Here is a 23,722-nt window from a genome sequence, read left to right on the forward strand (position 1 = left end):
CAACTCGAAGGGAAGAAGGACAACGATGATTCCTGGTGACGAGACTTTTGGTGGCACTTGGCCATACCCGGCCCGATACATCGAGGCCGCCGGTTTCCGGCAGCACTACGTCGACGAGGGTCCACGCGACCGCGGGCACGCGGTCGTGCTGGTGCATGGTGAGCCGACGTGGGGCTACCTGTGGCGGCACCTGATCGGACCGTTATCGCGCACGTACCGGGTGGTGGTGCCCGATCACATGGGGTTCGGCAAGAGCGCCACGCCCGCCGATCGCAGCTATCTGGCCGACGAGCACATCCGCAATCTGGAGACGCTTTTGGTGGACGTGCTGGACTTGGACCAGATCACGCTGGTGCTGCATGACTGGGGCGGCCCGATCGGTGTCGGGTTCGCACTGCGGCACCCCGAGCGGATCGCGCGGATCGTGGCGACCAATACCGTGCTCCCGCTCGGCCTTTCGGGCTACGACGAGTTGATGGCGGCCAACTTGGCCGACAGCGCGTGGTTCCGGTGGGCCCGCGCCGCGCACGCCGAGGGCAGTCTGGAAGAGGTGCTCGGCAACGCCGGAAACACCGTCGCGCACCTGATGCTCGCGTTGCAAGGCATCACGCGCCCAGAGGTCATCACGCCGACCTGGATACGAGCGTATTCCGGCCACTTCACCAGCCGCGGTGAATGTCTCGGAGTGATCCGGTTCCCACAGCAACTCGTCGCCCCCGACCCGGATGCACCGGCATCCGTGGCAGCGGACCCGATCGCAGTCGCGGCGCTTCGGGCTATACCCGCGATGCTGGTTGAAGGGATGTGCGACACCGCGCTGCTGCCCCGTTACGTCATCCCCGCGTTCCAAGCCGCCTTCCCGGACGCGCCGGTCATCGAGCTCCCCGGCGCCGGTCATTTCCCGCAAGAGGACGCCCCCGACACGCTCCTCGCGCTGATCGACTTGTTCTTGAAGACCACCTGACATCAGCTCCTCACCTTCCCCTTCGGAGACTTTCGCATCGTGTCCACCCACGCCCGGCTGTTGTTGCTGGCGCTCGGCATGTTCGCCCTGGGTATCGACGGTTACGTCATCGCCGGGCTACTCCCGCAGATCGGCCGCGACTTGGCGGTAACCGACAGCGCCGCCGGTCAGCTGATTACCGTGTTCGCCCTCGCCTACGCCGTTTGCGCCCCGCTGCTCGGCATCCTGACCGCCCGGCTGCCACCTCGGCTCGTCCTGATCCTCAGCCTTTCGTTGTTCGCGGTGGCGAACGTCGTTACCAGCCTTGCCGATTCGTACCCGGTGATACTCGCGGCTCGGGTCTCGTCCGCGCTGGCCGCCGCGGCGTTCACCCCGATCGCCGCGGCGACGGCCACGGCACTGGTTCCCGAGGAGCGGCGCGGCCGGGCGCTGGCGACCGTCGCCAGTGGCATCACAGTCGCTACCGCAGTCGGGGTCCCGCTGGGCACCCTGATCGGCGACGCCTTCGGGTGGCGGACCACGTTCGGAATCATCGCCGTGCTCGGCGTGGGGGCCGCAGCCGGGCTCGCCCTGCTGATGCCACCCGTGCAGGCACCGCCGACCGCCGGAATAGATTCACGCCTCGCGGTGGCCCGCGCCCGCGGCGTACCGGCCGCGCTCGGGCTCACCACGCTGTGGATCGCCGGAGCGTTCACCGTGCTGACCTTCCTCAGCCCCATCCTCGACACGGTGGGCGGCATACATGATGCGGCACTTAGCATTTGGCTACTGATTTTCGGCCTCGCCGCCGTGGTGGGCAACGCGCTCGGCGGCCGAGCCGCCGACCGCTATCCCACGACCCGGCTGGTCGTGGTCAGCACCGGGGGATTGACCCTCGCACTTGCGACCTTCGGCGCACTCGCCGCATCAGGTTCGCACGGCGGCGCAGGCGCCGCGATCGCTGCCGTCGCGCTCGCGGTCTGGGGCATCTTCGGCTGGTCCTTTTCCCCCGCGCAGCAACACCGTCTCGTCGAACTCGCCCCCAACGCCGCCGGAATCGTACTCTCGCTCAACGCAAGCGCCATCTATGTCGGCATCTCCCTCGGAAGTCTGCTCGGCTCCCTCGCGCTCGAGCACGCCGGCGCCGCCGGGGTCGGCTGGACCGCCACCCTCATCGAAGTACTCGCCGTCACCACCGCGATCTTCATCGCCCGACAGCACCGTCCCCACCCGAAAGCATCCGCTTCGGAGCGACCACTGCCCCGCAGTGCGGGTCAGCAGTCCGCGATGGTGCGGCATACCGGTAGCGATTCGAAGGCGGACAGGAATGGGAGCAGGCCGCCGAATGTGTCACGGGCGAAGGCGCCGTGTTCACGGTCGGCGTCGTAGCGGTGGCCGACGTTGACCGCGCCTACGAACGACGATTTCACGGTAGGACCGCTCAGATAGGTGGTGCCGTCCTTTTGCTTTTTGACGGGTTCGCTCAGGCTCTCGATCGAGAAGGGTCCTTCCCGGTATTCCCGTTCGTTGGTGTGCGGGTAATAGAAGTAGAAGGTCGCCTCGTTCTTGGCGGCATCTACCGCGGTGCACAGTCCTTTGGGGCCGCGGTCGGACTTCAAGTAGGGCGTGGGGCATTGCAGTGGGAACGGTGGGCCGGGTATCTCCACCATGGCCGGTGCGGGCCACGGGTCGCCGTCAACGAGGCCGGGGCGCGGGAGGTCCCAGACTGTGAACGCCGCCGCCACGATCGCGGTCGTGCCCAACGCCGATGCGATGTGGCGACGATGGTTCGTCGACAGCGCGGCGGTCGCGGCGGCAGCCAGGTCGCCGCAGGTCTGGTAGCGGTCGGCCGGGTCGGCGGCGGAAGCCTTGGCGATGACGGCCGCTAGGCGCGGTGGGAGCGATTGGGGGACGCCGGTGCCCGGGAGCCGTCCAGTGAGCAGTTCGTACAACGTGACACCGAGGGCGTAGACGTCCGTACGCGGGTCCGTTACGCCGCCCGCCCACTGTTCCGGTGCGGCGTAGGCCCGGGTGAGCATGGGCGGGCCGACGGTCTCGGTGGCGTCCGCGTCGGTGGTGCGGGCGATACCGAAATCCCCGATCAGGACCCGGCCTTCGCTGCCGAGAAAGATGTTGGCGGGCTTCACATCCCGGTGCACGATGCCACGCCGGTGCGCGTGGTCGAGGCCCTTGGCGACTTCGGTCACGATGTGCACCGCGCGGTGCGGGTCCAGTCCGCGCCGATGCCGGCGGATCAGGCGGGCGAGGTCACCACCGGGGACATAATGCATGGAGATCCACAGCAGCCCGCTTTCGATGCCGCGGTCGTGGATGCCGACGATATTCGGATGATCGAGCTGCGCAACCACTTCGGCTTCCCGCTCGAACCTGACCCGGAAACGACGATCGGCACCCAACTCGGGATCCAACACCTTCAACGCCACCGACCGGGGTAGGCGCGGGTGCTGTGCCAGGTACACCGTGCCCATACCCCCGGAGCCGAGACGTTCCACGATCAAGTGGTCGGCGAAAACGCTGCCCCGTAGCAATGACGGGGCGCCCATTCTGCACCCCCTCTCCTGTGCGAGAACGGGTTCCAGGATACCCGCTGTGCTCTGGTGCCTATGCCGAACAACCTCGTGACATCGTGGCTGCCGCCCTCCCCTCCCGTCCTGCTGCTGAAACGTCAAGACAGCCAGCGGTATCCTTGGCAGATGCCCGACGAGAGTGTGCCGTCGGTGGATGTGCGCTTGCTAGGACCCGTACAGCTGATGGTCAATGGCTCCGCACTGAATATCGGTGGCACCAAGACTCGGGCGGTGCTGGCGATGCTCGCCGTCAATCGGCGCCGGGTGGTGTCATCTCATACGCTGGCCAACGGTATCTGGGACGGCCGTCCGCCCGGCCGCTTCGTCCCGACGCTGCATGTGTTCATCGCCGACATCCGCAAAGCCCTGCGGACGGCTGGGGCCGACGCAGCCGCGATCCTTCGGACCATCGCACCCGGCTACCAGCTCGACATCTCCGACAACTGTTGCGACGCAGCGCGGTTCGAATCGAAGCGGGCAGCCGCCACCGCGGCGGCCGCGGCCGGCGATCACGCGGGCGCGCTCGTGCACTTCGATACGGCACTGGCGCAGTGGAGCGGCGACCCGCTCGCCGACCTGCGTGGCCTCGGATTCGCCGACAACTTCGCGGCCGATCTGGCCGACCGTCGCCTGAACACGGTGCTGAGCCGCGTCGACGCCGAGATCGCCCTGGGGCGGGCGGCCGAGACGGTCGGTGGAATGACCGCACTGGCAGCCGACCATCCGGTCAACGAGGCCGTGTGGCGCAGGCTGGTCACCGCCCTGTACCTTGCCGGAAGGCAAGCCGAGGCACTTGACGCGTGCAGGCGGCTACGGACGAATTTGGCGGACCTGGAGGGGCTCGATCCCGATCCGGTCACCCTTGCCCTCGAGCAGCAGGTCCGACACCAGCAGCCGCTGCTGCCGATCGAGGTACCGCGCGGCAAAACCACCATGGAGACAACGCAACCCGCACCGCGTGCGGCGCTGCGGTTGTCGGATGGGCGGACTGTTGAGATCAACAATGGGGTTCGGATCGGCCGGCTACCGGACAACGATCTGGTTCTCGACGACGCGCGCGTCAGCCGGCATCACGCGAGGCTTGTCGTTCGCGAAACCGGGATGCTGCTCGTCGATCTCGGCTCGGCGAACGGAACTTATGTCAACGGAACACAAATCGTGGCCGCCACCCTGCTCGCCGACGGCGATACGATCCGAATCGGTTCGACGGCAATGCGAGTCGAAGTCCTCGCCGATGAGTAGCCGGTCGGTAGGCGAACGCCGATTGCCTCGTGGGTAAGGCGAATCCCGGTGCAAGCACCGGGATCCGCCCGCTCGCGCACTCGCTCAGCACTTGTACGTGCCGTGGTATGCGTCTTGAATACCCCAGGTGACGCGGTCTCGGCCGCCTGCCGGGGTGTGGCGGCAATCCAGGTTGGGTCCTTCCTTGTCGACGAACCAATTGACCCCGTAGTTGCAATTGTTCTTGACGTCGAGCTTGTTCTGGCGCCAGTCGGTCGAGTGCCGTACGTCGACGCACGGGGGCAGCGGAGTTCGGTCCTGGGCGGCCACGAACTTTGCCGCGGCCAATGGTTCCGGCGCTACCGGTGCCAAGGGCTGGGCATGCGCGGCAGACGGTGCGAGCGCTACGGCGGCGACACCGAGGCTCGATGCGCCGACGAGCATCCCGCGGCGAACAGTTGACTTCATGACGGTTTCCCTTCATTACGATCCGAGGTCGGTTCCTCGGACGACTGATCTGCGTAGATCGCGCAGAGGTATTGGTCCCAGTAGCGCCCGGCGTAGTAGACGTGGTCGCGCAGTCGACCCTCGACCTGGAAGTACCGTCCCTCGCCGCTGCTCATTTGCGGCCAGTTGAATCCGGGGACCTCCAGATACAGTTTGCGAAAGGGGAAGGTACGGAACAGGTATCGGACGAACAGGGTGATCACCTCGGCAGCCAGTCCGGTGCCGGCGTACGTCGGCTCGAACACGGCGCCGACGTAGGCGTGACCGACGTCGCGGTCGGCGTTGTAGGCGACGACGTGCCCGGCGGGCTGGTTGTCGTCGATGCGCCGCACGACGTACTGCGTCACCACCTGCGTCCACAGTTCTTCTACGAAGCGTTCGGGTGCTGGCGGTACCCCGCGGTATCGCCAGCGGAAGCAGTTCTCCGGACGAACCGCGAGTGCATAGAGGTACTCGGCGTCGACCGGTTGCAGGGCATCGAGCCGAAACACCGAGCTCTGCAGGACAGGAGCGAGCGCATCGGGTCGCGACGGTGGCAGTTCCGGCACCAGATGCGGGCCTGGCGACGACCCGTCCGTAGCCCGGATGGTGAGTTGAACTGATTTGCCCGCAACGGTTTCCGCGAGCGACAGGACGTCGCCAACGGTGCCGCGGCGCGCCTGATCGGTCTGCGTGCGGACGCCGTGCGAGCTCAGCCACGCGGCCAGGGTCATCATGGCGAGGCTGTCCATACCGAGGTCCTCGACCAGCCGCGCGGTATCCGGAAGGGTTGCCAGGTCGTGGTGCAACAGGTCCGCCAGCTCGGCGCGTAGCTTTTCTCGGTTCGCTGCCGACGCGGCCGTGCGGAGGTTGATGCGGTCGATCGTTGTCACTGGAATGTCCTTTCCCGGGTACCGGTCAGTGCTTCCGCCGCATAGCGGTGGCGAGCCTCGGCGCGTCGCAACTTCCCCGACGAGGTCCGCGGCAGCCCGCCGGGCGGCAGAACAATGACGGCATGCGGACGCAAACCCACTCCGTCGAGAACCGCGGCGGAAATTCCGCGGCGAAGCTCGGCTGTGTCGTCGCCGTTCGCCTCGACAGCGATCACGAGGTTGTCGCCGAGGTCGCCAGGTATGCCGAACGCAGCGACCCGACCGGGACGCATTCCTGGAGCACGAGCCGCCGCCGCTTCGATGTCTTGGGGAAAGATGTTGCGGCCGCAGGCGATCAGCATGTCCTTCGCCCGCCCGCACACGACCAACTGTCGATCGTCGGTCAGGTAGCCGATGTCGCCCGTGCGCAGCCAGCCGCGGCCGACAACAGAGGGACCGCGGACCTCGATGTGGCCGACGGTCCGTTCGCCGAGCGGCTCGCCCGTACGCTGGTCGACGATTCGTATCGAGGTGTCGCGAACCGCGGGACCGAGCTGTACCAGTTGCCGGACACGAGCGCCCGGAGCTGCCGGTATCGCACGCCCGGTCGATTCCAAGACGCGCGAATCGACGCTGTCCACGACGACCCCGGCACCGAGTGGCGCGATGGTCACGGCGACGGTGGCCTCGGCGAGGCCGTAGGCGGGCACGACCACCGACGGGTCCATACCGCATCGCCGCGCAGCGGCGGTGAAGCGCGCCATAGTGTCCGCATTCACCGGTTCGCCGCCGCTGATGAGCAGTCGAAGCGAGCTCAGATCGAGCTGCGAGCCGCGTGCGAGGACGCGAGTCATCAACTCATAGGCGAAGTTCGGCGCGCCCGATGCCGTGATCCGGTACTTCGAGATCGCCTCCAGCCAGGACGCCGGGCGCCGCGCGAACGCCATCGGAGATTGCAGCACGAGTTCGCCACCACACGACATCGGCAGCGTCAGGAAGCAGATCAACCCCAAGTCGTGATAGAGCGGCAGCCAGCTCAGCACGCGGTCGCGCTGACCGCCGTCATACTCGACAGCCGCGCTGATCGCCGCGATGTTGGCGGCCAAATGTGCGTGCGACACGGGGACGCCGCGGGGCGCACAGGTGGATCCGCTGGTGTATTGCAGCACCGCCAGGCTGTCCGGGTCGGTGCGGCGCGGTTCGCTCGGATCGACGGTCTGGGCCGCGGTGACAAGATCGGCGAGCGCCATCGCCCGCGCTAGCCCGAATTGCGCGGCCGGTGCGGTCGGCGGGTCCACGATGACGAGGTCGAGCCGAGCGTCGGCAGCTATCGCGGCGACGTTTCGGGCGTGCTCATCGGGGGAGCCGGGAGTGAAGGCAGGCAGCATCGTGACCGCCGCCCCGCACAGCCACACCGCCTGCAGCGCCGAGAGGAGCTCGGTGCTCGTGTCACCGAGTAAACCCACCCGTCGGTTCGGACCGATCCCGTTTGCGCTCAACACGGTTGCCAACCGGCGAGCCCGCTGATGCACGGTAGCCCAGGAGACGGCGGTCCCAAGATTGTCCTCGTCGAGTACGGTCACGGTGGCGTCGCCCGCGTTCCGCGCGATAGCGTCGACCACCGTTTCGTGCACCTCGTTGTCCACTAACGGTCGCCCGAACGCGCCGCCGAAACTCGTGGTTCGCGCACGCCGGTGCGGAGCGTAATCCGTGTCGGCACTTGTCATTTCCCACCCTTTTCGGTCGATTCCGAATGGACGAGACAACGGTAGAACCCGACACTTAGTGGAATCTTCGGAGACGATTAGCGGGTTCTCGGGATGGGTGGCTGCGGCCCGTGGTGAGTGGCGGGCGGGGGCTCGTGGACGTGCAGAAGCTTGCGCGAACAGCGCTCCTTTTCGCTGATGGGTCGAAACAGCCTCGGGCCGTGACCGTTTGGCGTATGGTCGAGTGCTCGTGGGGTATTTCAGGAGGCCGGATCGGCTACGGGGCAGGTGATTCGCCAGAGCAGACCGGGAACCGGTGATGTCGGCGAATGAGAACTGCGCCGTGCGGGTCAGGACACAAGGCGGTCGTGACCGGGTGGCCATTCTGATGAATAGATCGGATCGGGGAGGAGATCTCGATGTCTGTCAAGGTCGATTTGGATGTGCTCACCACCTTGAGCGGGGTGTTGCAAGGCCTGGCGGCAGAGGCGGCTGGGCTGTCCTCCGGGCAGTTCGTTGCCCGGTGCGCACCCGGCGATATGGAGTCCGTCGTGGTTGCTCGTGAGATCGACTTTCGCCTGGTGAATCGCAGTCTCATGCCTGCGGTCAAGGAACGGCTCGGCGAGACCGGCGAGATCATGGCCAACGCCGCCAAGCACTTCGCGACCATGGATGGAGCCAACGCGGAAATCGTCGCTGCCGCCTACACCGCCGCGACCGGTGAATGGAGCGCACGGGAATGACGATCTCCCGCAGGCAGATCGAGACTTGGGATCCCTCGGGTCTCACCGACATCGGCGAGGGTTGGCTACGCCTGGGTGCTGAGGTGGAAAAGTTGTTCACCCGGTACGCGGAGTCGGTCGGCAAAGTGAACGGACTCCACTGGCAAGGTGCGGCGGCCGATGCGGCCCAGCGCAGAGCCGACGCAGACAAGAAAACCGCGATCGAGATCGTGGACGCGCTCGAGCGCGTCGCGAACCGCGCCAAGCAGGGGTTCCACGACGTCAATGTGCCGTTGCAGAAGGCGCGGACCGAGCTCAGCGGCGCAGTCCGCGCTTGCTTCGGCGTGTCCGATGACTTGGTTGTCTCCGCTGGCGCGAACGCGACGCCCGAACGGGTAACTGCCGCCGCGCAGTGGCAGCATCGGATCCGGACCGAGGCCGCAGCGGCGGAAGCTGCCGACAAGGCGGTCGCGGAGGCATTGCGCACAGCACAGACCGAATTACGGGCCGTGTTCACGGCGGTCGGTGCCCTCGGTGCCGAACAAGGCAAACAGGACGCCGCGCTTCTCGCAACCGATCCGTCCAAACTGAATCCCGAACAGCTGCGCCGGCTCATCGAAGCCGGCCGGCTCACTCCCGAGCAACTACGGGCCCTTCAGCTCGGCGACCCGAACGTGCTGGCAACCATTCCCGCGTCTCAGATGGAATACCTCAACCAGCTCGCACGCGCGCTCGATGGCAAGAACCCGCAAGAAATCAAATCCATCATGGACAGGCTGCCGCCAGAAGCACGGACGGCGATCGCGAACTCGATGCAGATCATCTCGAACAAGCGCGTCACCGTGTCCGTCGCGGGTGATCCGGAGGTGCCGACGCAAGGGGGTTTGGGCTTGCTGCCGAACAAGATCAGAGAGTCGTTGACGCGTGGCGATCTGGCGAAGATCGAAACACTCCCCGGCACCGGTGGTGGGGGTCGAGCGTCCAGCCCGCCGCACGACCAACTCAGATTGAACGGTGTGCGCGACAACCAGGCGATAGCCGGTATCGTCGGCGCCGCCGACAGCCAGTACAAGGCCGGTAGCGATCTGGACCGGGGACTGCTGGAGGTAGGCAGGAAATATCTGAATGCGCAAGTCCAGTTCGAGCAGAGCCCACATCGGGCCGGCGATGCCGCCACCTACGTCGACGGTCGGATGTCCCAGGACAAGAACATTACGGAGTCTATATTCCACGCGGTCGGCGACGACAAAATCGCGGTGCGCGATGCGGTAGCCGATCCGAATACGGGACAGGATCTCGTGAAAGACGTGCTGGTGCACAACTGGACCGATGACGGCAAGGCCGCATCGCGGATGTTTCAGTTCGCTCCCGAGGACGCCACAGTCGAAGACCGGGGTAACGACCTCGACCGGGCGACGGCACAACGAACGGGCAACATCATGCAAGCCGTTGCTCAGGCAACGAGTTCCGATGATGCATGGAATTACATGAAGAATGTTCCGGGCACCAATGGGGCCTCGGTCGGACAGCTCAACCCGGTTCTCCTTCAGGAGGTTGCCCGAGGAATGAGTCCTTACGCCGGCGACCTCGCTGGAATAGACGGCGGGGAGGACTACAAGCCAGGTTTCAACAATCCAGCCGATAACACGGCGTGGATCAAGCACAGTCCGGACGGCAGGGTGAACTACGATGGCGCGGCAAATATTGTTGCGTTGATGTCGACCGATCAAGTAGCGGGCGATATCTTCGCACAAGGCGCCATCAGGGAAATGGTGGCCAATGAAGCAAATTATGCGGCGAACCCGCAACGCTCGAATGCGGACCAGTATCTCGCCAATGCGAGTCGCATCGAAGGGCTGCTCGACCGGGGCGGGACCATGGCGCTGCAGGATCAGAACAACGACAATGCCGGCCACGCGAAAGAAAATTACGAACGTAAACAGCGCGCATTCAATGCGGTATCCGCAATAGGAAAAGGTCTCATTTCGGAGATCCCGGGCGCGAAGCATCTCAATACTTTGCTCGACTCCGTAAGCTTCAAAGAGTCGTATATGGGAGGCGCCCCGGCGCCGGCCGTAGAGGCCTTGCCGCTCGGCTACAATGAGGCGGGGCGAAACTATAATGCACTCAAAGCGGTTGAAGTTGTGCACGGAGAAATACCTCCGCATATAAGGAATAATGCAGCCTATCAAAGCTTCTTCGAAAACGATAGGCTGCGACCGCTGTCTCAGATAATGAGCGAAAGCCGGCAGAGCTCAGGCCAGCTGCATGCCCTGGGCAGAATGCTGAATGAGATCGGCAATTTTGCGGACGGTACCGACACGGAAGCGGCTCGGGAAGGCTACCGATCCGGGGCGAATCAATTCCGTCGATGACGGCCTCGCAGCAGATCGACCTCGAACTCGGCGGAGGGGGTGAATCGGCCCTCGGTGTGGCCTGACCGATGATTTTTGCGGGCCGTGCCCGTCTGTACATCGAGTATCGACTCACGGGAGGCTGACACGGTGCGGAGACTGACGTTCGGCATGAATGTGACCCTGGATGGCTACATCGCCGCGCCCGGCGACGACCTCGGCTGGAGTGGGGGTGAGGGACCGGACTCGTCGCCGAGCGACGAGCTGTTCCAGTGGTGGTCCGACCGGGTGGCGGCGACGGGCCTGGCGCTGTATGGGCGCAAGCTGTGGGAGACGATGAGTTCCCACTGGCCGACCGCCGACCAGCAGCCGGGTGCCACCCCGGCGGAGATCGAGTACGCCCGCCGCTGGCGGGACATGCGGAAAGTGGTGTTCTCCTCGACGACCAGCACGGTCGACTGGAACACCCGCCTGGTCACCGGCGACGCGGCCACCGAGATCACCCGGCTCGTGGCCGAGGACGGCGGCCCCATGGATATCGGCGGCGCCACACTCGCCGCGGTGGCCATGCGGGCCGGGCTGATCGACGAGTACGCGATCGTGACCCATCCGGTCCTGGTAGGTGGCGGCACGCCGTTCTTTGCGGCGCTCGACAACTGGGTGAACCTGTCCCTGGTGGAGACCCGGGCGTTTCCCGGCGGCGTGGTCCTGACCAGGTACGAGACCAGGCGCTGACGGGGCTCTAATATTGGTCGGTCTCATCAACTGGGGACGGGTTGCTGGACACCCTCTGAATATGAGTGTCACCATTTTCGGCATCACGCGTTCAGGGGGAATCATGAAGGCCTTCAAGCAATTTCTGATGATTGCGGTCGCTGTAATGGTCGCCGGATCCGTCGGCGGCGTCGTCGGCTCGGCGGGCGCTGCCCCAGCGACAGCGGTGCCTGTCGGGTCCACGTACCACGTCAAGATGACGGTCACCGGACCTAATGTGGTGGGGCAGGTGACCACCATTACCATTACGGGCGATTGCGTTGGCTACCCACCGTCCCAACGCATCGGTCTCCTGATCGATGGAGAGTATTGGGCATCGTTTACCAACCCGACTTGTTCTCCTGGCGATTCCCACTGGGGACAAGTCGGATGGACGCCGACCAACTCGGGAAACCACACGCTCACGGCCTATATGACGATCTACGGTGAGATGGTCGAGTCTGTGTCGGAGACCGTGACGATCGGCACCGCGGTGCCGCCTACGACCACGACGGTGTCCTGACTTTTACTCCTCCTTCCTCCACACTTGCCGTCCTCGGTGAAGCTCAGAACAACCGATCACCTGAAGACTCCGGCACATGCGTAGTCCGCATATGGACGCGCTCCTCGTCGCGGACGACTTCCTGGATCGCGTCGATCTGGTCCTGAACCACCTCGGCGCGCGCCACCAACTCGACCCGGTCGGGCTCGGTGAGGCTTTCGGCACCGAGCTTCTCGAAAACGCACGAGAGCGCTGACCGTAAGTCCTCGAGTTTGCTGTCTGACTCCACGAGCCCTCACCCTACGTCCGAACCCGACGAACATCGCTCCTGCAGCGTTCTGGTTGCTCGGCCGCACCGTAGTCGTTGGCCGCCAGCCGGTCTCGCGAAGATCCGATAGTGCGCCTCAGCGCGCTGCGCAACCGGCCGTCCTGACGAGCACTGCCTTCGAGCACCAAATCCAGTGCCTACCAGCGGGCTACGCCATATCCGCCCGACATTCGACCAGTCGGCGACCACACCGCGCGATAGGTGACGCAGCCCACACTCGCTCCTCGCACACTGCGATACCAACCCTCGTAGTATCGACCATTAGTTCAGCAACCAAGGGACGCTCGCCGACCCGAACAAGCTATTCGAAGCGTTGACGCCGGAGGAGGGGATGGGGCAGGCGGTCGCGGCGACCGCACCGTACGCGAACTTGTTGCCGCTATGAGCTGCATTGTTTATGACGGCAATCGGTAGGTCCTATCCTTGGCCGATGAGCACCAGCCGCCGAGGCGGGCATTGCGTCTATTTCATAGTGTCGACAAGATCGTCCGTGTGACTCGGGGAGTGTCGTTGTCTAAGATTCGTATTATTGGCGCTGTTGGCGTCGTCGTTCTCCTTCTCCTGGCAGGCTCGCTTTACTTCGGCTTGCGCAGCGAGCCTGATGAAGCTCCGGTGAACCAGAAAGCGATCTCGGTGGCGGTCGACGTGACCAATCTGCCGCAGCGCGTGATTCAGGTGAAACAGACGATCCCCGTCCAGTCGGGCGAGGTAGATTTACTTTTTCCGCAGTGGCTGCCCGGCAACCACTCTCCGTCCGGTCCGATCGACAAGATCGCGGGCATCACCTTCACCAGCGCCAAGGACAAGCTGGAGTGGAAGCGTGATCCGCTGAACGTGTATGCGTTCAAGGTTACTGTGCCCGACGGCGTGGACTCAATTGACGCGAGCTTCCAGTACTTCACCCCCACCGATTCCACTCAAGGGCGCGTGGTGATGACGCCGAATATGCTGAATTTGCAGTGGAATGCCGTGGTCCTCTATCCAGCTGGTGCTCCCGTCAGCGAAATTCCCTTCATCGCGAGCGTTACCTACCCGCCAGGATTCGAGGCCGGAACCGCCCTGGAGGTCGCTGGCAAGGACGGCGACACCGTGAATTACAAGCCTGTTCCGTTGGACATCCTCGTCGACTCGCCCGTGTACGCGGGGCGTTATCACAGGGAGTTCGACCTGGCTCCTGGCGCGAAAACCCCTGTGCGGCTGCAAGCATTCGCAGACGCACCGGAGCAACTTGAAGCTAAGCCCGAGCACATCGAGCTGCACAAGGCTCTCGTGCAACAGGCTGTGAAACTGTACGACTCACAACACTATGACCACTACGACTTCCTGCTGTCGTTGTCGAACCAGCTCAGCTCCAACGGATTGGAACACCAACGATCCAGCGAGAACGGCCAACCCACGGACTATTTCACCGGGTGGGACCCCGCGGTTGGCAGCGCCGATCTGCTCGGGCACGAGTTCACCCATTCCTGGAACGGCAAGTTTCGACGTCCGGCAGACCTGTGGACACCCAACTACAACGTCCCGATGCAAGACAGCTTGTTGTGGGTCTACGAGGGACAGACGCAGTATTGGGGCAACGTGCTCACCGGCCGGTCCGGCTTGCGACCTGCGGAAGTCTCGCGTGATGCGTTGGCTTCGGTAGTCGCCGCATACACCGACAACCGGCCAGGACTCACCTGGCGCAATCTGCAGGACACCACCAACGATCCCATCATCGCTCAGCGGCGCACGAAGCCGTATCGGTCGTGGCAGCTCAGCGAGGATTACTACCAGGGCGGGCAACTGGTGTGGCTGGGGGTGGACGCGCGTATCCGCGAACTGTCGGGGAACACGAAGTCACTCGATGATTTCGCTCGCGCGTTCTTCGGTGTCGACGATGGTAAGTGGATGTCACAGAACACCTACGACTTCAACGACGTCGTCTCGACGCTGAATGGCGTGGTCTCCGACGATTGGGCGAAGTACCTGCGCGATCGCCTCGACGGAAAAGAACCGTTCGCCACAAGTGTCGAGAAGACGGGGTGGAAGTTGGTCTACGACAACAACCCAGGTGCCTTCCTCACGGCTCAGATGAAAAAGGCTGAGGGCGCCGTCAACTACACCTACTCGATCGGCCTCAACGTGTCCGGTGAAGGCAAGGTCACCGACGTGCGATGGGACGGACCCGCATTCAAGGCAAAAGTCGGCTCCGGGATGACGGTGGTTTCGGTCAACGACGCCCCCTATTCCCAAGCCACGATGGAAGCCGCGATCGAGGCGGCCAAGACAGACCCCGCACCGATCCGATTGCAGGTGAAAGACTTCGATCAGACACGGACCGTTGAACTGGACTATCACGACGGCCTCCGTTACCCGCATCTGCAACGCATCGACGGCACCCCGGACTACCTCACCCAGATCCTGGCCGCGCGGAACTAGCGCCGCACGGTCTAGCAGCGGGACGTCGCGGGCGCGCAGTTGGTCCAGCAAGGTGCCTGGCCCTCGAACTGATCGACCAGTGCACGAACATGCGTGCCGCGACGAACCGGAACCCCCGCTGGCTGTTTCCCGGCCGCCGCCCCGGCCGAGGGAGGCCTCGAACTCGGCAGTAGCCACAGTAGTGCGGGTGTCTTGCGTCAACCCGGTAGCAGGCTGCCACGGGTAGTACGGCTTGCTGCCGGGCTCGGCGACCGCGCGCTCGTGCCGAATTCGGTATGTCTGCGTGCCGGTACGACCAAACCGGTGGTCTAGCAGCGGTTCCGAAGAATTTTCGCGGACAGCGATGAGTTCTCGGACGGTGCTCCGTCCTATCTGTTGAACGCGCTACCAACCCGGCGCGACCGACGAGAAGGACCGGAAATGACCACCGCAAACCCCTCCGCCAGCTTCGCCAACAACGTCACCTACCGTCCCGGCAAGGTCCGCAACCGCATCCTGTGGAGCCTGCAGATCTTCCTCGGCTTGTTCTTCATCATCGCCTCCGGCGGGCCGAAGCTCGTGATGCCGAACGCCCTGATGGACAACGCCCCCGAGAATCTGACCATCCCCCTCGGACTGCTCATCTTCATCGGAGTTGTGGAGGTCGCTGGCGGTATCGGACTGATGGTGCCGCGGCTCAGTGCCCTGGCCGCCGCGGGCCTGTCCGTTCTCACCGTGCTCGCCGCCGGGACGCAGGCTTTCATCGCCGACAAGCCCGTGATGGGGATCTTCCCGCTGGTGCTCGCCGCGATCTTCGCCTGGATCGCTTACGAGCGCCGCGCCACCATCACCGATCTGCGAAACTCGCTCTCGCGATGACAAACACATAAGCACGACCGGCGATCGGTGGCCCACCACCGATCGCCGGTCGTGCGTTCTCGGATCGATCGCCGTCGGGTTGGCGGCGATCGATCCAGCGGCCATCCGGTCCGCGGCGCTGCGGCCCGAGGCAACCGGAGACCGTGGCCTTCCCACACGGATGAGGCCAGGTCAGTGGCGGTTGTTCACATTGAGGCCGATCATCCGGCGGCCATAGTGTGCAGCACAGCCCCGTCCGACTGCTCGACATGTACGGCTCTTCGGTACCGATCGCGATCTACCTGGCCGCAGCCGCCACCGTCACGGTGATCGCCGTGCTTTGCGCCCGCGAAACCAAAGGGATCGATGTGGCCGAGGTCGATCGCGCCGACGAACTCACCCGCAACAAAATCGGCCGCACTAGCTCTCGAGGGCTCGGCTGAGCGGGCGGCCGACGGTTTGTTCCGCCAGGGTGATCAGGGCGGTCAGCGGTGGTTGTGCTTCAGGCACGGCCTGGGCGAGGAAGTTCGCGACCGGCGTGAGTTCGGCGATCGACTTCTCGTCCAGGACGGGGTCGTAGTCGTGCGTCGGCTGGTCGGCGAGACGTGCCAGGGCCTTGGCGGCCCGGGCGCGCATGTCCGGCTCAGCTGCCAGCGCTGCCAGGATTCGGGGAGCCAGGTCCATGAGCTGGTCGTGGGCTTCGCGAGCCGCACCGGTTTCGGGCAGGTGGCGGCCGAGAGCGGTGCGCATCGTGGCAGCGCCGCGGCCAGGACACAAGACGTTGAGGCAGAACTCGATCAGCGCCGGGCCGTTCTCGACCATCACCTCATGGGCTTCGTCGTACGGCGGCTGGAAACCTGTGAGTTCCTCGCCCGGCGGCACCTTCCTGGAGGTCTCGATGGTGATGGCCCGCACCTTGCGTTTGGCAGGGTCGACGAAGTTGCGGGAGAAGGCGTAGTCGTCGACCGTCGCCGAGACGGGGTAGAGCAGTGGGGGAGAGACGCTCTGCTGGACGGTGTAGACACGGCCTCGCACCTTGGCGATGGCCTCGCGCATCAGGCCGGCGGTGCGTATGTACCAGTCCAGGTCCGCGGCGGGTATGTATTCGCGGTACAGGTTGTCGCCCGGGGTTCCCCGGTCGGGGTTGGGTACCCGGAAGTTCATTCCGGGGTCGGTGGTTTGGTTGTCGTCGTCGCCCCATGGGTAGGCGATGATCTCGCTGAAGGAGTGCACGTCGACCAGCCCGGTGATGTGCGGGAAGACGTCGAGCAGCCAGCGGATGTTCTGGGTCTCCGGTTCGGAGAACGCGTGCGGCCCGCGGTAGGTCTGATAGTCACAGGGGAATGCGGTGGTGCCGATCCCGCTGTCGAACAGGAAGTCGTAGTTGCGGTTCACGTCGACGCCCCGGCAGTCGGAGCCGGGGTTGTACGAGCGATTCTTGCGCCACATGCGGTCGCTGGACATCACGAATTCGCGCCCATCCGGGTTGACCAGCGGAATGATGAAAATGTCCAATGACTCCAGCAGTAGCCCCACGGTGCTGTTGCTGTAGGTGACCGGCCCGAAGGAGAGATCGGTTCCGGACCGGTAGGCGTAAGTCAGCTTGTACATCCAGTGGCACAGCAGGTCGGGATTGATGAGCTCGCGGGCGTGCGCGCCGCCGAGGAGCAGCACCCCCTCCCGGTCGACCCGGTCGCCGGCGCGGATGCGCAGCGCGCGGATCGGCCGCCCCTCCACCGAGGTCAGCGGCAACTGCACGATCGTGCAGAAGGACGGGCCGAGCCGCGCCATGCTGGAGATCCACCCGTCGATTTCCACGGAGGTCAGGTAACCGGACGGGACGGCAAGCGTCGCACTGTCTTCCGTGAATGCCGTCCAGTCCATCGGCGGGGCGATTTCCAGCGGCGGTGGCTCGGTCACTGGGTGGACCGTGACGGTGTAGCCGTCCTCGGCAAGACCGGCGATCTCCTCGGCGGACAGGTACCCGCCGATGGTCACCGCGTCCTCGGTGGCGGCCACGGTCGCCCGGAAAAGGTCGAGCCCGCGCCCGGACAGCACGCGCATGGCGTCTGGGCTGGCCGCGGAAACCTGGACGAAGTAGCGCTGGATGCGCGGTTCTGGAGTAGTCATCGTTCCCCCTGGACTCGTGTGGCGGTAACGCTCACTCTGTCCGGTGAGTTCGTGCCGCGCCAATGCTCCGGTTCGCCCAGCGGTCCCAGCTGATCACGAAAGGTGTGTCAGAGCCTGAACGTTCGCCCACCTGCTCCGGATCAGCTGTGACCCACCTCGGCGCCGAACCGGCAGCGAGTTCAGGGTGTTCGCGTGAGCGTGGGCACGATCTCGGCTGCACCGATGAATTCTGTGGGGATCCGACGTCGATACCTCTGGATACACCGACAAGCGGTGGGTCAGAGCAAGAGCAAACGATCCGGACGGGTGAGTGGGAGGCGCAGTGAGCGGTACCAGGGTGTTGGTGGCGGGGGCGAGCATCGCGGGGCCCGCGCTGGCCCACTGGCTGCACCGGCGAGGGGCCGAGGTGACCGTGGTCGAGCGGGCACTGGAGCTGCGTCCCGGCGGGCAGGCGGTGGACGCGCGCGGGGTGACCAAGGAGGTCATCCGGCGCATGGGGCTGGACGCGGCGGTGCGCGCGGCGCGCACCGAGACCGCTGGCGCACACACGGTGGACGCGGACGGGAACGTGCTGGCGACCTATCGCGCAGATGACGACGGCGGCGACGGGTTCATCGCGGAGATCGAGATCCTGCGCGGGGACCTGTCCCGGGTGCTCTACGACGACACCCGCGACGATGTCGAGTACGTCTTCGGCGACCGGATCGCCGAGCTCAGCCAGGACGCGAACGGGGTCGACGTGGTCTTCGCTAGCGGTGACCGGCGGCGCTTCGACCTGGTGATCGGGGCGGATGGGCTGCACTCGGCGCTGCGCACGATGGTCTTCGGGCCGCGCGAGCGGTTTATCCGCCATCTGGGGCTCGTGCTGGCCTTCTACAGTGTGCCCAACGAGTTCGGGCTGGACAGCTGGCTGATCGACTACCAGGACTCCGGGCGCTCCGCCGCCCTGCGGCCGATCCAGGACGCCACCCGGGCGATGGCCATATTCTCCTTCCCCTCAGAGGATTTCGACGTCGACTACCGCGACGTCGCGGCCCAGAAGCGCCTGCTGCGCGAGCGGATGGCCGGTCTGGGCTGGTTGACCCCGCGCATCCTCGCGCACCTGGACGACACCCCGGACTTCTACCTCGACCAGGTCGCCCAAGTGGTGATGGACCGCTGGTCGAACGGACGAGTCGGGCTGCTCGGGGACGCGGCGTTCAGCTCGTCGCCGATGTCCGGGCAGGGCACCGGGCTCGCCCTGATCGGCGCCTACCTGCTGGCCGGAGAGCTGGCCGCCGCCGAGTGGGACCCCGAAGTGGCGTTCGCCGCCTACGAGCGGCGGATGCGACCGTTCGTCGAGGCCAACCAGGAGATCGGCCGGTTGCACGCGCGCAGCCTCACCCTTCCCGCGCCGGAGGGCGACGTCGAATGGGACCGCGAGCTGATCGAGCGCGCGCTCAACGGCATCGAGCTGCCCGACTACGCCGGGGTGCCGGACTCCGGGGTCGCGGCCTGACCACCGGGTACCGTGCGGGGCCGAATCGACTTCGGCCCCAGAGCCTTTCGATCCGCTCCACGGCGGTGGTTGAATGCTGTGGGCGAAGGAGAGCACGCCGGTGCGTCGCGCTACGAACGACAGGACGTCCGAAATAGCTTGGTCGACAACGGGAACCGAAGGAGCTGGCGATGGGTATGACGCGAAATGTGATCGGTGCGGCGCTGTTGGTCGCAGGTGCGGCCACGATGCCGCTGGTCGCGGCCGGGCCGGCAGCGGCAGAACCGCGGGACTGCACGCTGAATCGCTCGCCGACCGGTGCGGCGGCGCACTGCGGTGGTGACGGCACCTACATTCTCGAAGTCGATTGCGTCGGGCTGAATTTGTCCGGCGGGCCGATCTTGGGGCCCTACAACAAGTCGGTCACCGGCTTCGCCGATCCCACGCCAGCGCGGGAGCTGTACACCCATCCCGCACGGGACTGCATGATGCCGCTGACATTGGGGCAGATCGGCTTCGCGATCGACGCGCACATCACCCAGAACCCGACTCGGCCGGGGCTGCCGTCGAACGCCTACGAGTACGACCCCGGTCGATAACGTCGCCGGTGGGTCCGCTGTGCCCCCGATCACGGTGCCCAGCGCCAGTGTTGTCCTCGACGGCGAAACGAATCCCGTAGCGGTGACGACTCCCCCTCGTACGAGTCGAGCCCGATCCGACATTGACGGACCGGGCTCGGCTGCGCCACACCGTGGATGGGCTGTCAGAGACCGGAGTCGGGGGCAATGCAGCTGCCGCCGAACCAGGTGCTGCCACGCTGCTCACATTCTTTCTGTTCGGGACTCTTGGCGGCCTCCTGTTCGGCGGCCTCTTCCTTTGCGGCCTTGTCCTTGGCTTCTGCGTCGGACTCGGCCGCCTTGTCGTCGGCTTCTGCTTCGTTCTTCACACAATCTGCGAACTCGGCGTAGCTGGCTTCCTTGGCACACTTGACCAACGTTTCGTCAGCTGCGGAAGCGGGGCCAGCGAGCACAGTCCCGGCCATACTCAGCGCGGCCGCGATAGCGACCACAAGAGGGATCTTTCGCACACGCGCTCCAATCGGTTCAGAGAATCCCCCGAGAACCACCGCGCGGGAGGGGATTCCGATCAAATCCGCTCGGCACAACGCCAGTCATTCGGTGCGAACGTACGAACGGATGGGAGGCGGGCGCCGAGTGAGAGATTCAACTGTTCACCCATCGCCATTGGATAGTCGACCATGGCTGCGCCTGCGGGAGTAGTTCGTCTACCGCGGCGACGACACCCGGCCATGCCGATGGAATGTAATCGTCGCCGGAAAGCCAGCCGCCGGGCATCACTTTCGGCCGCCAAGCGGTGATGTCCGCCGCCACGCTGTCGTAGTCGTGACGGGCATCGATGTGCACCCACGCGCACGAGGCATCGGCGAACAGGGCGGCGGTGGACTGCGAATCGCCGACCACGATCAAAACCTGGTCGGCGAACCCGCAGGCGATGAGATTGCGATGGAGCAATCCGGCGAACGTGCCGCCACCGGCGGCAACCGCGGTGCCGTGAGCGTTGATGCCGCGCACTCCCTCGGGTCCACTACCGCGACAAGTGTCGACTCCCACGACGGTGAGGGGCTTACCGCTGTCGGCGACAACTTCGGCCAGGGAGCACAGACTGCGGCCGAGATAGTTACCGACTTCGACGAAAGTACTGCCCCCAGGAAAATGAGCGACCGCTTCTTCCTGAGCATCTCGCCATGTGAACCAGCCGGGTATGTCCTGCCAACGCTGCACGGGGACATCGACATCAGGTTTGCGCGAATTCGACAGCATGTCCCGAAGTTACGGTGCGCCCGGGGTCCGGCGCGGCACTTCGAGCAGGCCGACCGTCCGCCTGTGCCGCTGCGCGGGTGATCGTCAACGAAAACACCCGGCCGTTAGTTGCACCGTGACGCGGAGCCCACCGGCGGGGCGGGGGGTGAGGGTGAGGGTTCCGTCGTGCGCGTGGACGATGCTCTTGACGATGGCCAGGCCGAGGCCGACACCCGCATGATCGCCGCGGATGCGTTCGGTGCCGCGCCGAAACGGCTCGACAAGCGTGGAAACCAATTGGGGGGTGAGCTTCTCGCCGGTGTTCTCGACAGTGAGCACCACGGTCCTGGGGTGCACGCTGGTCGTCACCCACACGGTGCCGTGGTCGGGCAGATTGTGGACGATCGCGTTGTGCACGAGGTTGGTTGTCATCTGCTGCAGGAGCGTGCGTGAGCCGATGGTGGGTGCCATGTCGCCGGAGGTCTCGATGGTGAGGCCGCGTTTTTCGGCGAGGGGGAGCAGCGTTTCAGTAGCTTCTTCCGCGGTGAGCGACAAGTCGACATGTTCTCGGGTGAAGGACCGCTGGTCGGCGCGGCTGAGCAGAAGCAATGCTTCGGTGAGGTTGATCGCTCGGGTATTGACGGTGTGCAGGAGGGCGAGCAGTTCGCCGGTGTCGCGGTTCGGATCGTTGCGGGCCACGTCGAGAAGTGTCTGCGTGATCGCCAGTGGGGTGCGCAGTTCGTGGGAGGCATTGGCGGCGAATCTCTGCTGTTCGGCATTGTGTGCTTCCAGTCGTGCGAGCATGGTGTCGAAGGCGTCGGCGAGTTCGCGGAACTCGTCGGTGCGGCCCTCCAACAGGATTCGGTGGGAGAGCGACCCGTTCGCGGCCATCCGGGTGGCGTTCGTGATGCGGGTCAGCGGGGCCAGCATCCGTCCGGCGAGAATCCATCCGCCCGCGAGGCCGAACACCAGCAGGAAAGCCAGCGCCCAGGCCGCTTTCGGGCCGAAGGCGCTGACAAGTTCGTTGCGGTTGGGTCCGCTACCCGGTGCCCCGCGAGCACCCTCGGGCACGTAGCGCAGGAGGAATACCCATACGACCGCAAGCAGTAAGGCGCCTGCGAGCATGAGGAATCCGGCGTAGCTGAGGGTGAGTTTGAGGCGAACGCTCAACCCAGGTGCCCTATCCACGCTCGCCTCTCTCGCATCCTGTGTCGATCCGGTAGCCGACGCCGGGCACCGTGGCGATGATCCAGGGTTCGCCTAGGCGTTTGCGCAAAGCTGAGACGGTGATGCGGACGGCGTTGGTGAACGGGTCGGCGTTCTCATCCCATGCTCGTTCCAAGAGTTCTTCGGCGCTGACGACACCGCCTTCGGCAGCGACGAGAACGTCGAGCACGGCGAACTGTTTCCGGGTGAGCGCGACGTAGCGGCCGTCGCGGTAGACCTCGCGACGGAACGGATTCAGCCGCAGGCCCGCGATTTCGCGCACGGGTGGTCTGTTGTGGGCGCGTCTGCGGTCGAGTGCTCTGAGTCTGAGCACGAGTTCTCGGAGTGCGAAGGGTTTGGTGAGGTAGTCGTCGGCACCGAGTTCGAATCCGGAGGCCTTGTCGTCGAGCCGGTCGGCGGCGGTGAGCATCAGGATCGGCATGCCACTGCCGGAGGCGACGATGTGTTCGGCGATCTCGTCGCCGGAGGGACCTGGGATGTCGCGGTCGAGGACGGCGATGTCGTAGGCGTTGATGCTCAATAGCTCCAGAGCGGTGTCGCCGTCACCGGCGATGTCGGCGGCGATCGCGTCCAGGCGCAGGCCATCGCGGATCGCTGCTGCCAGATAGGGTTCGTCCTCGACGATCAACACGCGCATAGACTCTCGATTCTCCCAGCCGGGGGATATCGTCGGCGTATCGAAAATCGCATACGTGCCGGCAACACCACGCTGCCTTCACTGAAGGCATGAACCACCACAAACCAGCACGAACAGCGACTCACCGGATCCGATCGACCGCCCTCGTGGCCCTCGTGGTCGTCAGCGCGCCGCTGATCGGTGTCCTCGTTTACCAGTCGCTCGCCTCCCTATCCGCCTCCGGCGCATGGTCTATCCCTATTCCGCACGGCGACCACCATGGTCCACCTGACGGCGTGCCGGTCTTCGATGACGAAGCTCCGTCCGTGGCCAACCTCGACCCTGATTTGCTCGGTGCCCTGCGCCGAGCTGCCACGGATGCCGCGGACGAGGGGGTCGAGTTCGTCGTCAATAGTGGCTGGCGTTCCCCGGAGTATCAGAAACAACTTCTGCGTGAGGCGGTCTCGAAGTACGGCTCGGAAACCGAAGCTGCCCGATGGGTGGCCCGCCCCGACACGTCTGCTCACGTGTCGGGGGAGGCGGTCGACATCGGGCCCGCCGAGGCCGCGGCGTGGCTGTCCGCGCACGGCGCCGACTATGGGTTGTGCCAGATCTACCGCAACGAACCCTGGCACTACGAACTGCGGCCCGATGCCACCGATTACGGCTGCCCGCCGCCGTTTGCCGACCCCACCCAGGACCCGAGGACGCAGCAGTGAGCA

Annotated in this window: 23 protein-coding genes; 14 read left to right on the top strand and 9 right to left on the bottom strand. The window is 65.2% G+C overall.

Annotated features, from left to right (window positions below):
- Positions 1-25: 25 nt before the first annotated feature.
- The gene (locus ACFK0J_RS15890) at positions 26-964 is read left to right on the top strand and encodes an alpha/beta fold hydrolase (protein WP_378740906.1); all 939 of its coding nucleotides are present in this window, start codon (positions 26-28) and stop codon (positions 962-964) included.
- A gap of 39 nt (positions 965-1,003) precedes the next feature.
- Positions 1,004-2,332, top strand: a complete 1,329-nt coding sequence (locus ACFK0J_RS15895) for an MFS transporter (protein WP_378740908.1) — start codon at positions 1,004-1,006, stop codon at positions 2,330-2,332.
- Here the strand turns inward: ACFK0J_RS15895 and ACFK0J_RS15900 are convergent.
- Positions 2,218-3,507: a serine/threonine-protein kinase gene (locus ACFK0J_RS15900; protein WP_378740910.1), complete on the bottom strand. Its 1,290-nt coding sequence runs from the start codon at positions 3,505-3,507 to the stop codon at positions 2,218-2,220. The genes ACFK0J_RS15895 and ACFK0J_RS15900 overlap by 115 nt on opposite strands.
- Positions 3,508-3,657: 150 nt before the next feature.
- Between ACFK0J_RS15900 and ACFK0J_RS15905 the strand changes: the two genes are divergently transcribed.
- Entirely contained in the window at positions 3,658-4,773 is a 1,116-nt protein-coding gene (locus ACFK0J_RS15905; protein ID WP_378740912.1) for a BTAD domain-containing putative transcriptional regulator, read from the top strand.
- Between the two features lie 84 nt (positions 4,774-4,857).
- Here ACFK0J_RS15905 and ACFK0J_RS15910 read toward each other — a convergent pair whose 3' ends face one another.
- From ACFK0J_RS15910 to ACFK0J_RS15920, 3 genes are read right to left on the bottom strand one after another with little or no spacing between them, the layout of a single operon-like run.
- Positions 4,858-5,220: a hypothetical protein gene (locus ACFK0J_RS15910; RefSeq protein ID WP_378740914.1), complete on the bottom strand. Its 363-nt coding sequence runs from the start codon at positions 5,218-5,220 to the stop codon at positions 4,858-4,860.
- The gene (locus tag ACFK0J_RS15915) at positions 5,217-6,131 is read right to left on the bottom strand and encodes a GNAT family N-acetyltransferase (protein ID WP_378740916.1); all 915 of its coding nucleotides are present in this window, start codon (positions 6,129-6,131) and stop codon (positions 5,217-5,219) included. The genes ACFK0J_RS15910 and ACFK0J_RS15915 overlap by 4 nt, the downstream gene beginning before the upstream one ends.
- Positions 6,128-7,837: an AMP-binding protein gene (locus ACFK0J_RS15920; RefSeq protein ID WP_378740918.1), complete on the bottom strand. Its 1,710-nt coding sequence runs from the start codon at positions 7,835-7,837 to the stop codon at positions 6,128-6,130. Before ACFK0J_RS15920 ends, ACFK0J_RS15915 begins: the two co-directional genes overlap by 4 nt.
- A gap of 398 nt (positions 7,838-8,235) precedes the next feature.
- Here ACFK0J_RS15920 and ACFK0J_RS15925 point away from each other — a divergent pair, with 398 nt between their 5' ends.
- The 8 genes from ACFK0J_RS15925 (at position 8,236) to ACFK0J_RS15960 (ending at position 16,173) form a co-directional block, all read left to right on the top strand.
- On the top strand, positions 8,236-8,559 hold the full coding sequence (locus ACFK0J_RS15925) for a hypothetical protein (protein WP_378740920.1): 324 nt from the start codon (positions 8,236-8,238) through the stop codon (positions 8,557-8,559).
- Positions 8,556-10,913, top strand: a complete 2,358-nt coding sequence (locus tag ACFK0J_RS15930; protein WP_378740922.1) for a hypothetical protein — start codon at positions 8,556-8,558, stop codon at positions 10,911-10,913. Before ACFK0J_RS15925 ends, ACFK0J_RS15930 begins: the two co-directional genes overlap by 4 nt.
- A gap of 129 nt (positions 10,914-11,042) precedes the next feature.
- The gene (locus ACFK0J_RS15935; protein ID WP_378740924.1) at positions 11,043-11,627 is read left to right on the top strand and encodes a dihydrofolate reductase family protein; all 585 of its coding nucleotides are present in this window, start codon (positions 11,043-11,045) and stop codon (positions 11,625-11,627) included.
- Between the two features lie 61 nt (positions 11,628-11,688).
- A complete protein-coding gene (locus ACFK0J_RS15940; RefSeq protein ID WP_378740926.1) occupies positions 11,689-12,168 on the top strand; it encodes a hypothetical protein in 480 nt (159 codons plus the stop codon).
- A gap of 76 nt (positions 12,169-12,244) precedes the next feature.
- A complete protein-coding gene (locus ACFK0J_RS15945; protein WP_378740928.1) occupies positions 12,245-12,403 on the top strand; it encodes a hypothetical protein in 159 nt (52 codons plus the stop codon).
- A gap of 576 nt (positions 12,404-12,979) precedes the next feature.
- The gene (locus ACFK0J_RS15950) at positions 12,980-14,893 is read left to right on the top strand and encodes a M61 family metallopeptidase (RefSeq protein ID WP_378740930.1); all 1,914 of its coding nucleotides are present in this window, start codon (positions 12,980-12,982) and stop codon (positions 14,891-14,893) included.
- 420 nt (positions 14,894-15,313) lie between these two features.
- Positions 15,314-15,751, top strand: coding sequence for a DoxX family protein (locus ACFK0J_RS15955; RefSeq protein WP_378740932.1), 438 nt, complete (start codon positions 15,314-15,316; stop codon positions 15,749-15,751).
- A 218-nt stretch (positions 15,752-15,969) separates the two neighbouring features.
- On the top strand, positions 15,970-16,173 hold the full coding sequence (locus ACFK0J_RS15960; protein WP_378740934.1) for a hypothetical protein: 204 nt from the start codon (positions 15,970-15,972) through the stop codon (positions 16,171-16,173).
- Here the strand turns inward: ACFK0J_RS15960 and ACFK0J_RS15965 are convergent.
- Positions 16,151-17,860, bottom strand: coding sequence for a M14 family zinc carboxypeptidase (locus tag ACFK0J_RS15965; protein ID WP_378740936.1), 1,710 nt, complete (start codon positions 17,858-17,860; stop codon positions 16,151-16,153). The genes ACFK0J_RS15960 and ACFK0J_RS15965 overlap by 23 nt on opposite strands.
- 322 nt (positions 17,861-18,182) lie before the next feature.
- Here ACFK0J_RS15965 and ACFK0J_RS15970 point away from each other — a divergent pair, with 322 nt between their 5' ends.
- Both ACFK0J_RS15970 and ACFK0J_RS15975 read left to right on the top strand, forming a co-directional pair.
- Complete coding sequence (locus ACFK0J_RS15970; RefSeq protein ID WP_378740938.1) at positions 18,183-19,358, top strand: FAD-dependent monooxygenase; 1,176 nt, start codon at positions 18,183-18,185, stop codon at positions 19,356-19,358.
- A 170-nt stretch (positions 19,359-19,528) separates the two neighbouring features.
- The gene (locus ACFK0J_RS15975) at positions 19,529-19,936 is read left to right on the top strand and encodes a hypothetical protein (protein WP_378740940.1); all 408 of its coding nucleotides are present in this window, start codon (positions 19,529-19,531) and stop codon (positions 19,934-19,936) included.
- Positions 19,937-20,100: 164 nt separating this feature from the next.
- On the opposite strand, the gene ACFK0J_RS15980 is transcribed toward ACFK0J_RS15975, so the two are convergent.
- The 4 genes from ACFK0J_RS15980 to vanR-Sc all read right to left on the bottom strand — a co-directional run bounded on the left by ACFK0J_RS15980 (position 20,101) and on the right by vanR-Sc (position 23,021).
- Positions 20,101-20,406 (bottom strand): hypothetical protein, encoded by a 306-nt coding sequence (locus ACFK0J_RS15980; RefSeq protein ID WP_378740943.1) that lies wholly within the window; start codon positions 20,404-20,406, stop codon positions 20,101-20,103.
- Positions 20,407-20,560: 154 nt separating this feature from the next.
- The gene (locus ACFK0J_RS15985; RefSeq protein ID WP_378740945.1) at positions 20,561-21,178 is read right to left on the bottom strand and encodes a class I SAM-dependent methyltransferase; all 618 of its coding nucleotides are present in this window, start codon (positions 21,176-21,178) and stop codon (positions 20,561-20,563) included.
- Positions 21,179-21,262: 84 nt separating this feature from the next.
- On the bottom strand, positions 21,263-22,345 hold the full coding sequence (locus tag ACFK0J_RS15990) for a sensor histidine kinase (protein WP_378740947.1): 1,083 nt from the start codon (positions 22,343-22,345) through the stop codon (positions 21,263-21,265).
- Complete coding sequence (vanR-Sc, locus tag ACFK0J_RS15995; RefSeq protein ID WP_378740949.1) at positions 22,338-23,021, bottom strand: VanSc-type vancomycin resistance response regulator transcription factor VanR; 684 nt, start codon at positions 23,019-23,021, stop codon at positions 22,338-22,340. Before vanR-Sc ends, ACFK0J_RS15990 begins: the two co-directional genes overlap by 8 nt.
- Positions 23,022-23,167: 146 nt before the next feature.
- Here vanR-Sc and ACFK0J_RS16000 point away from each other — a divergent pair, with 146 nt between their 5' ends.
- A complete protein-coding gene (locus ACFK0J_RS16000; RefSeq protein ID WP_378740951.1) occupies positions 23,168-23,719 on the top strand; it encodes a M15 family metallopeptidase in 552 nt (183 codons plus the stop codon).
- Positions 23,720-23,722 lie beyond the last annotated feature (3 nt).

The organism is Nocardia brasiliensis, assembly GCF_042691675.1.
Lineage (GTDB): Bacteria > Actinomycetota > Actinomycetes > Mycobacteriales > Mycobacteriaceae > Nocardia > Nocardia brasiliensis_D.

Excerpts from the sequence above, each read along its gene's own strand:
- ACFK0J_RS15930 (WP_378740922.1), top strand. The coding sequence starts at position 8,556 with ATGACGATCTCCCGCAGGCAGATCGAGACTTGGGATCCCTCGGGTCTC.
- ACFK0J_RS15965 (WP_378740936.1), bottom strand. The coding sequence starts at position 17,860 with ATGACTACTCCAGAACCGCGCATCCAGCGCTACTTCGTCCAGGTTTCC.
- ACFK0J_RS15890 (WP_378740906.1), top strand. The coding sequence starts at position 26 with ATGATTCCTGGTGACGAGACTTTTGGTGGCACTTGGCCATACCCGGCC.
- ACFK0J_RS15900 (WP_378740910.1), bottom strand. The coding sequence starts at position 3,507 with ATGGGCGCCCCGTCATTGCTACGGGGCAGCGTTTTCGCCGACCACTTG.
- ACFK0J_RS15975 (WP_378740940.1), top strand. The coding sequence starts at position 19,529 with ATGGGTATGACGCGAAATGTGATCGGTGCGGCGCTGTTGGTCGCAGGT.
- ACFK0J_RS15945 (WP_378740928.1), top strand. The coding sequence starts at position 12,245 with ATGCGTAGTCCGCATATGGACGCGCTCCTCGTCGCGGACGACTTCCTG.
- ACFK0J_RS15910 (WP_378740914.1), bottom strand. The coding sequence starts at position 5,220 with ATGAAGTCAACTGTTCGCCGCGGGATGCTCGTCGGCGCATCGAGCCTC.
- ACFK0J_RS15925 (WP_378740920.1), top strand. The coding sequence starts at position 8,236 with ATGTCTGTCAAGGTCGATTTGGATGTGCTCACCACCTTGAGCGGGGTG.
- ACFK0J_RS15920 (WP_378740918.1), bottom strand. The coding sequence starts at position 7,837 with ATGACAAGTGCCGACACGGATTACGCTCCGCACCGGCGTGCGCGAACC.
- ACFK0J_RS15905 (WP_378740912.1), top strand. The coding sequence starts at position 3,658 with ATGCCCGACGAGAGTGTGCCGTCGGTGGATGTGCGCTTGCTAGGACCC.
- ACFK0J_RS15955 (WP_378740932.1), top strand. The coding sequence starts at position 15,314 with ATGACCACCGCAAACCCCTCCGCCAGCTTCGCCAACAACGTCACCTAC.
- ACFK0J_RS15985 (WP_378740945.1), bottom strand. The coding sequence starts at position 21,178 with ATGCTGTCGAATTCGCGCAAACCTGATGTCGATGTCCCCGTGCAGCGT.
- ACFK0J_RS15940 (WP_378740926.1), top strand. The coding sequence starts at position 11,689 with ATGAGTGTCACCATTTTCGGCATCACGCGTTCAGGGGGAATCATGAAG.
- vanR-Sc (WP_378740949.1), bottom strand. The coding sequence starts at position 23,021 with ATGCGCGTGTTGATCGTCGAGGACGAACCCTATCTGGCAGCAGCGATC.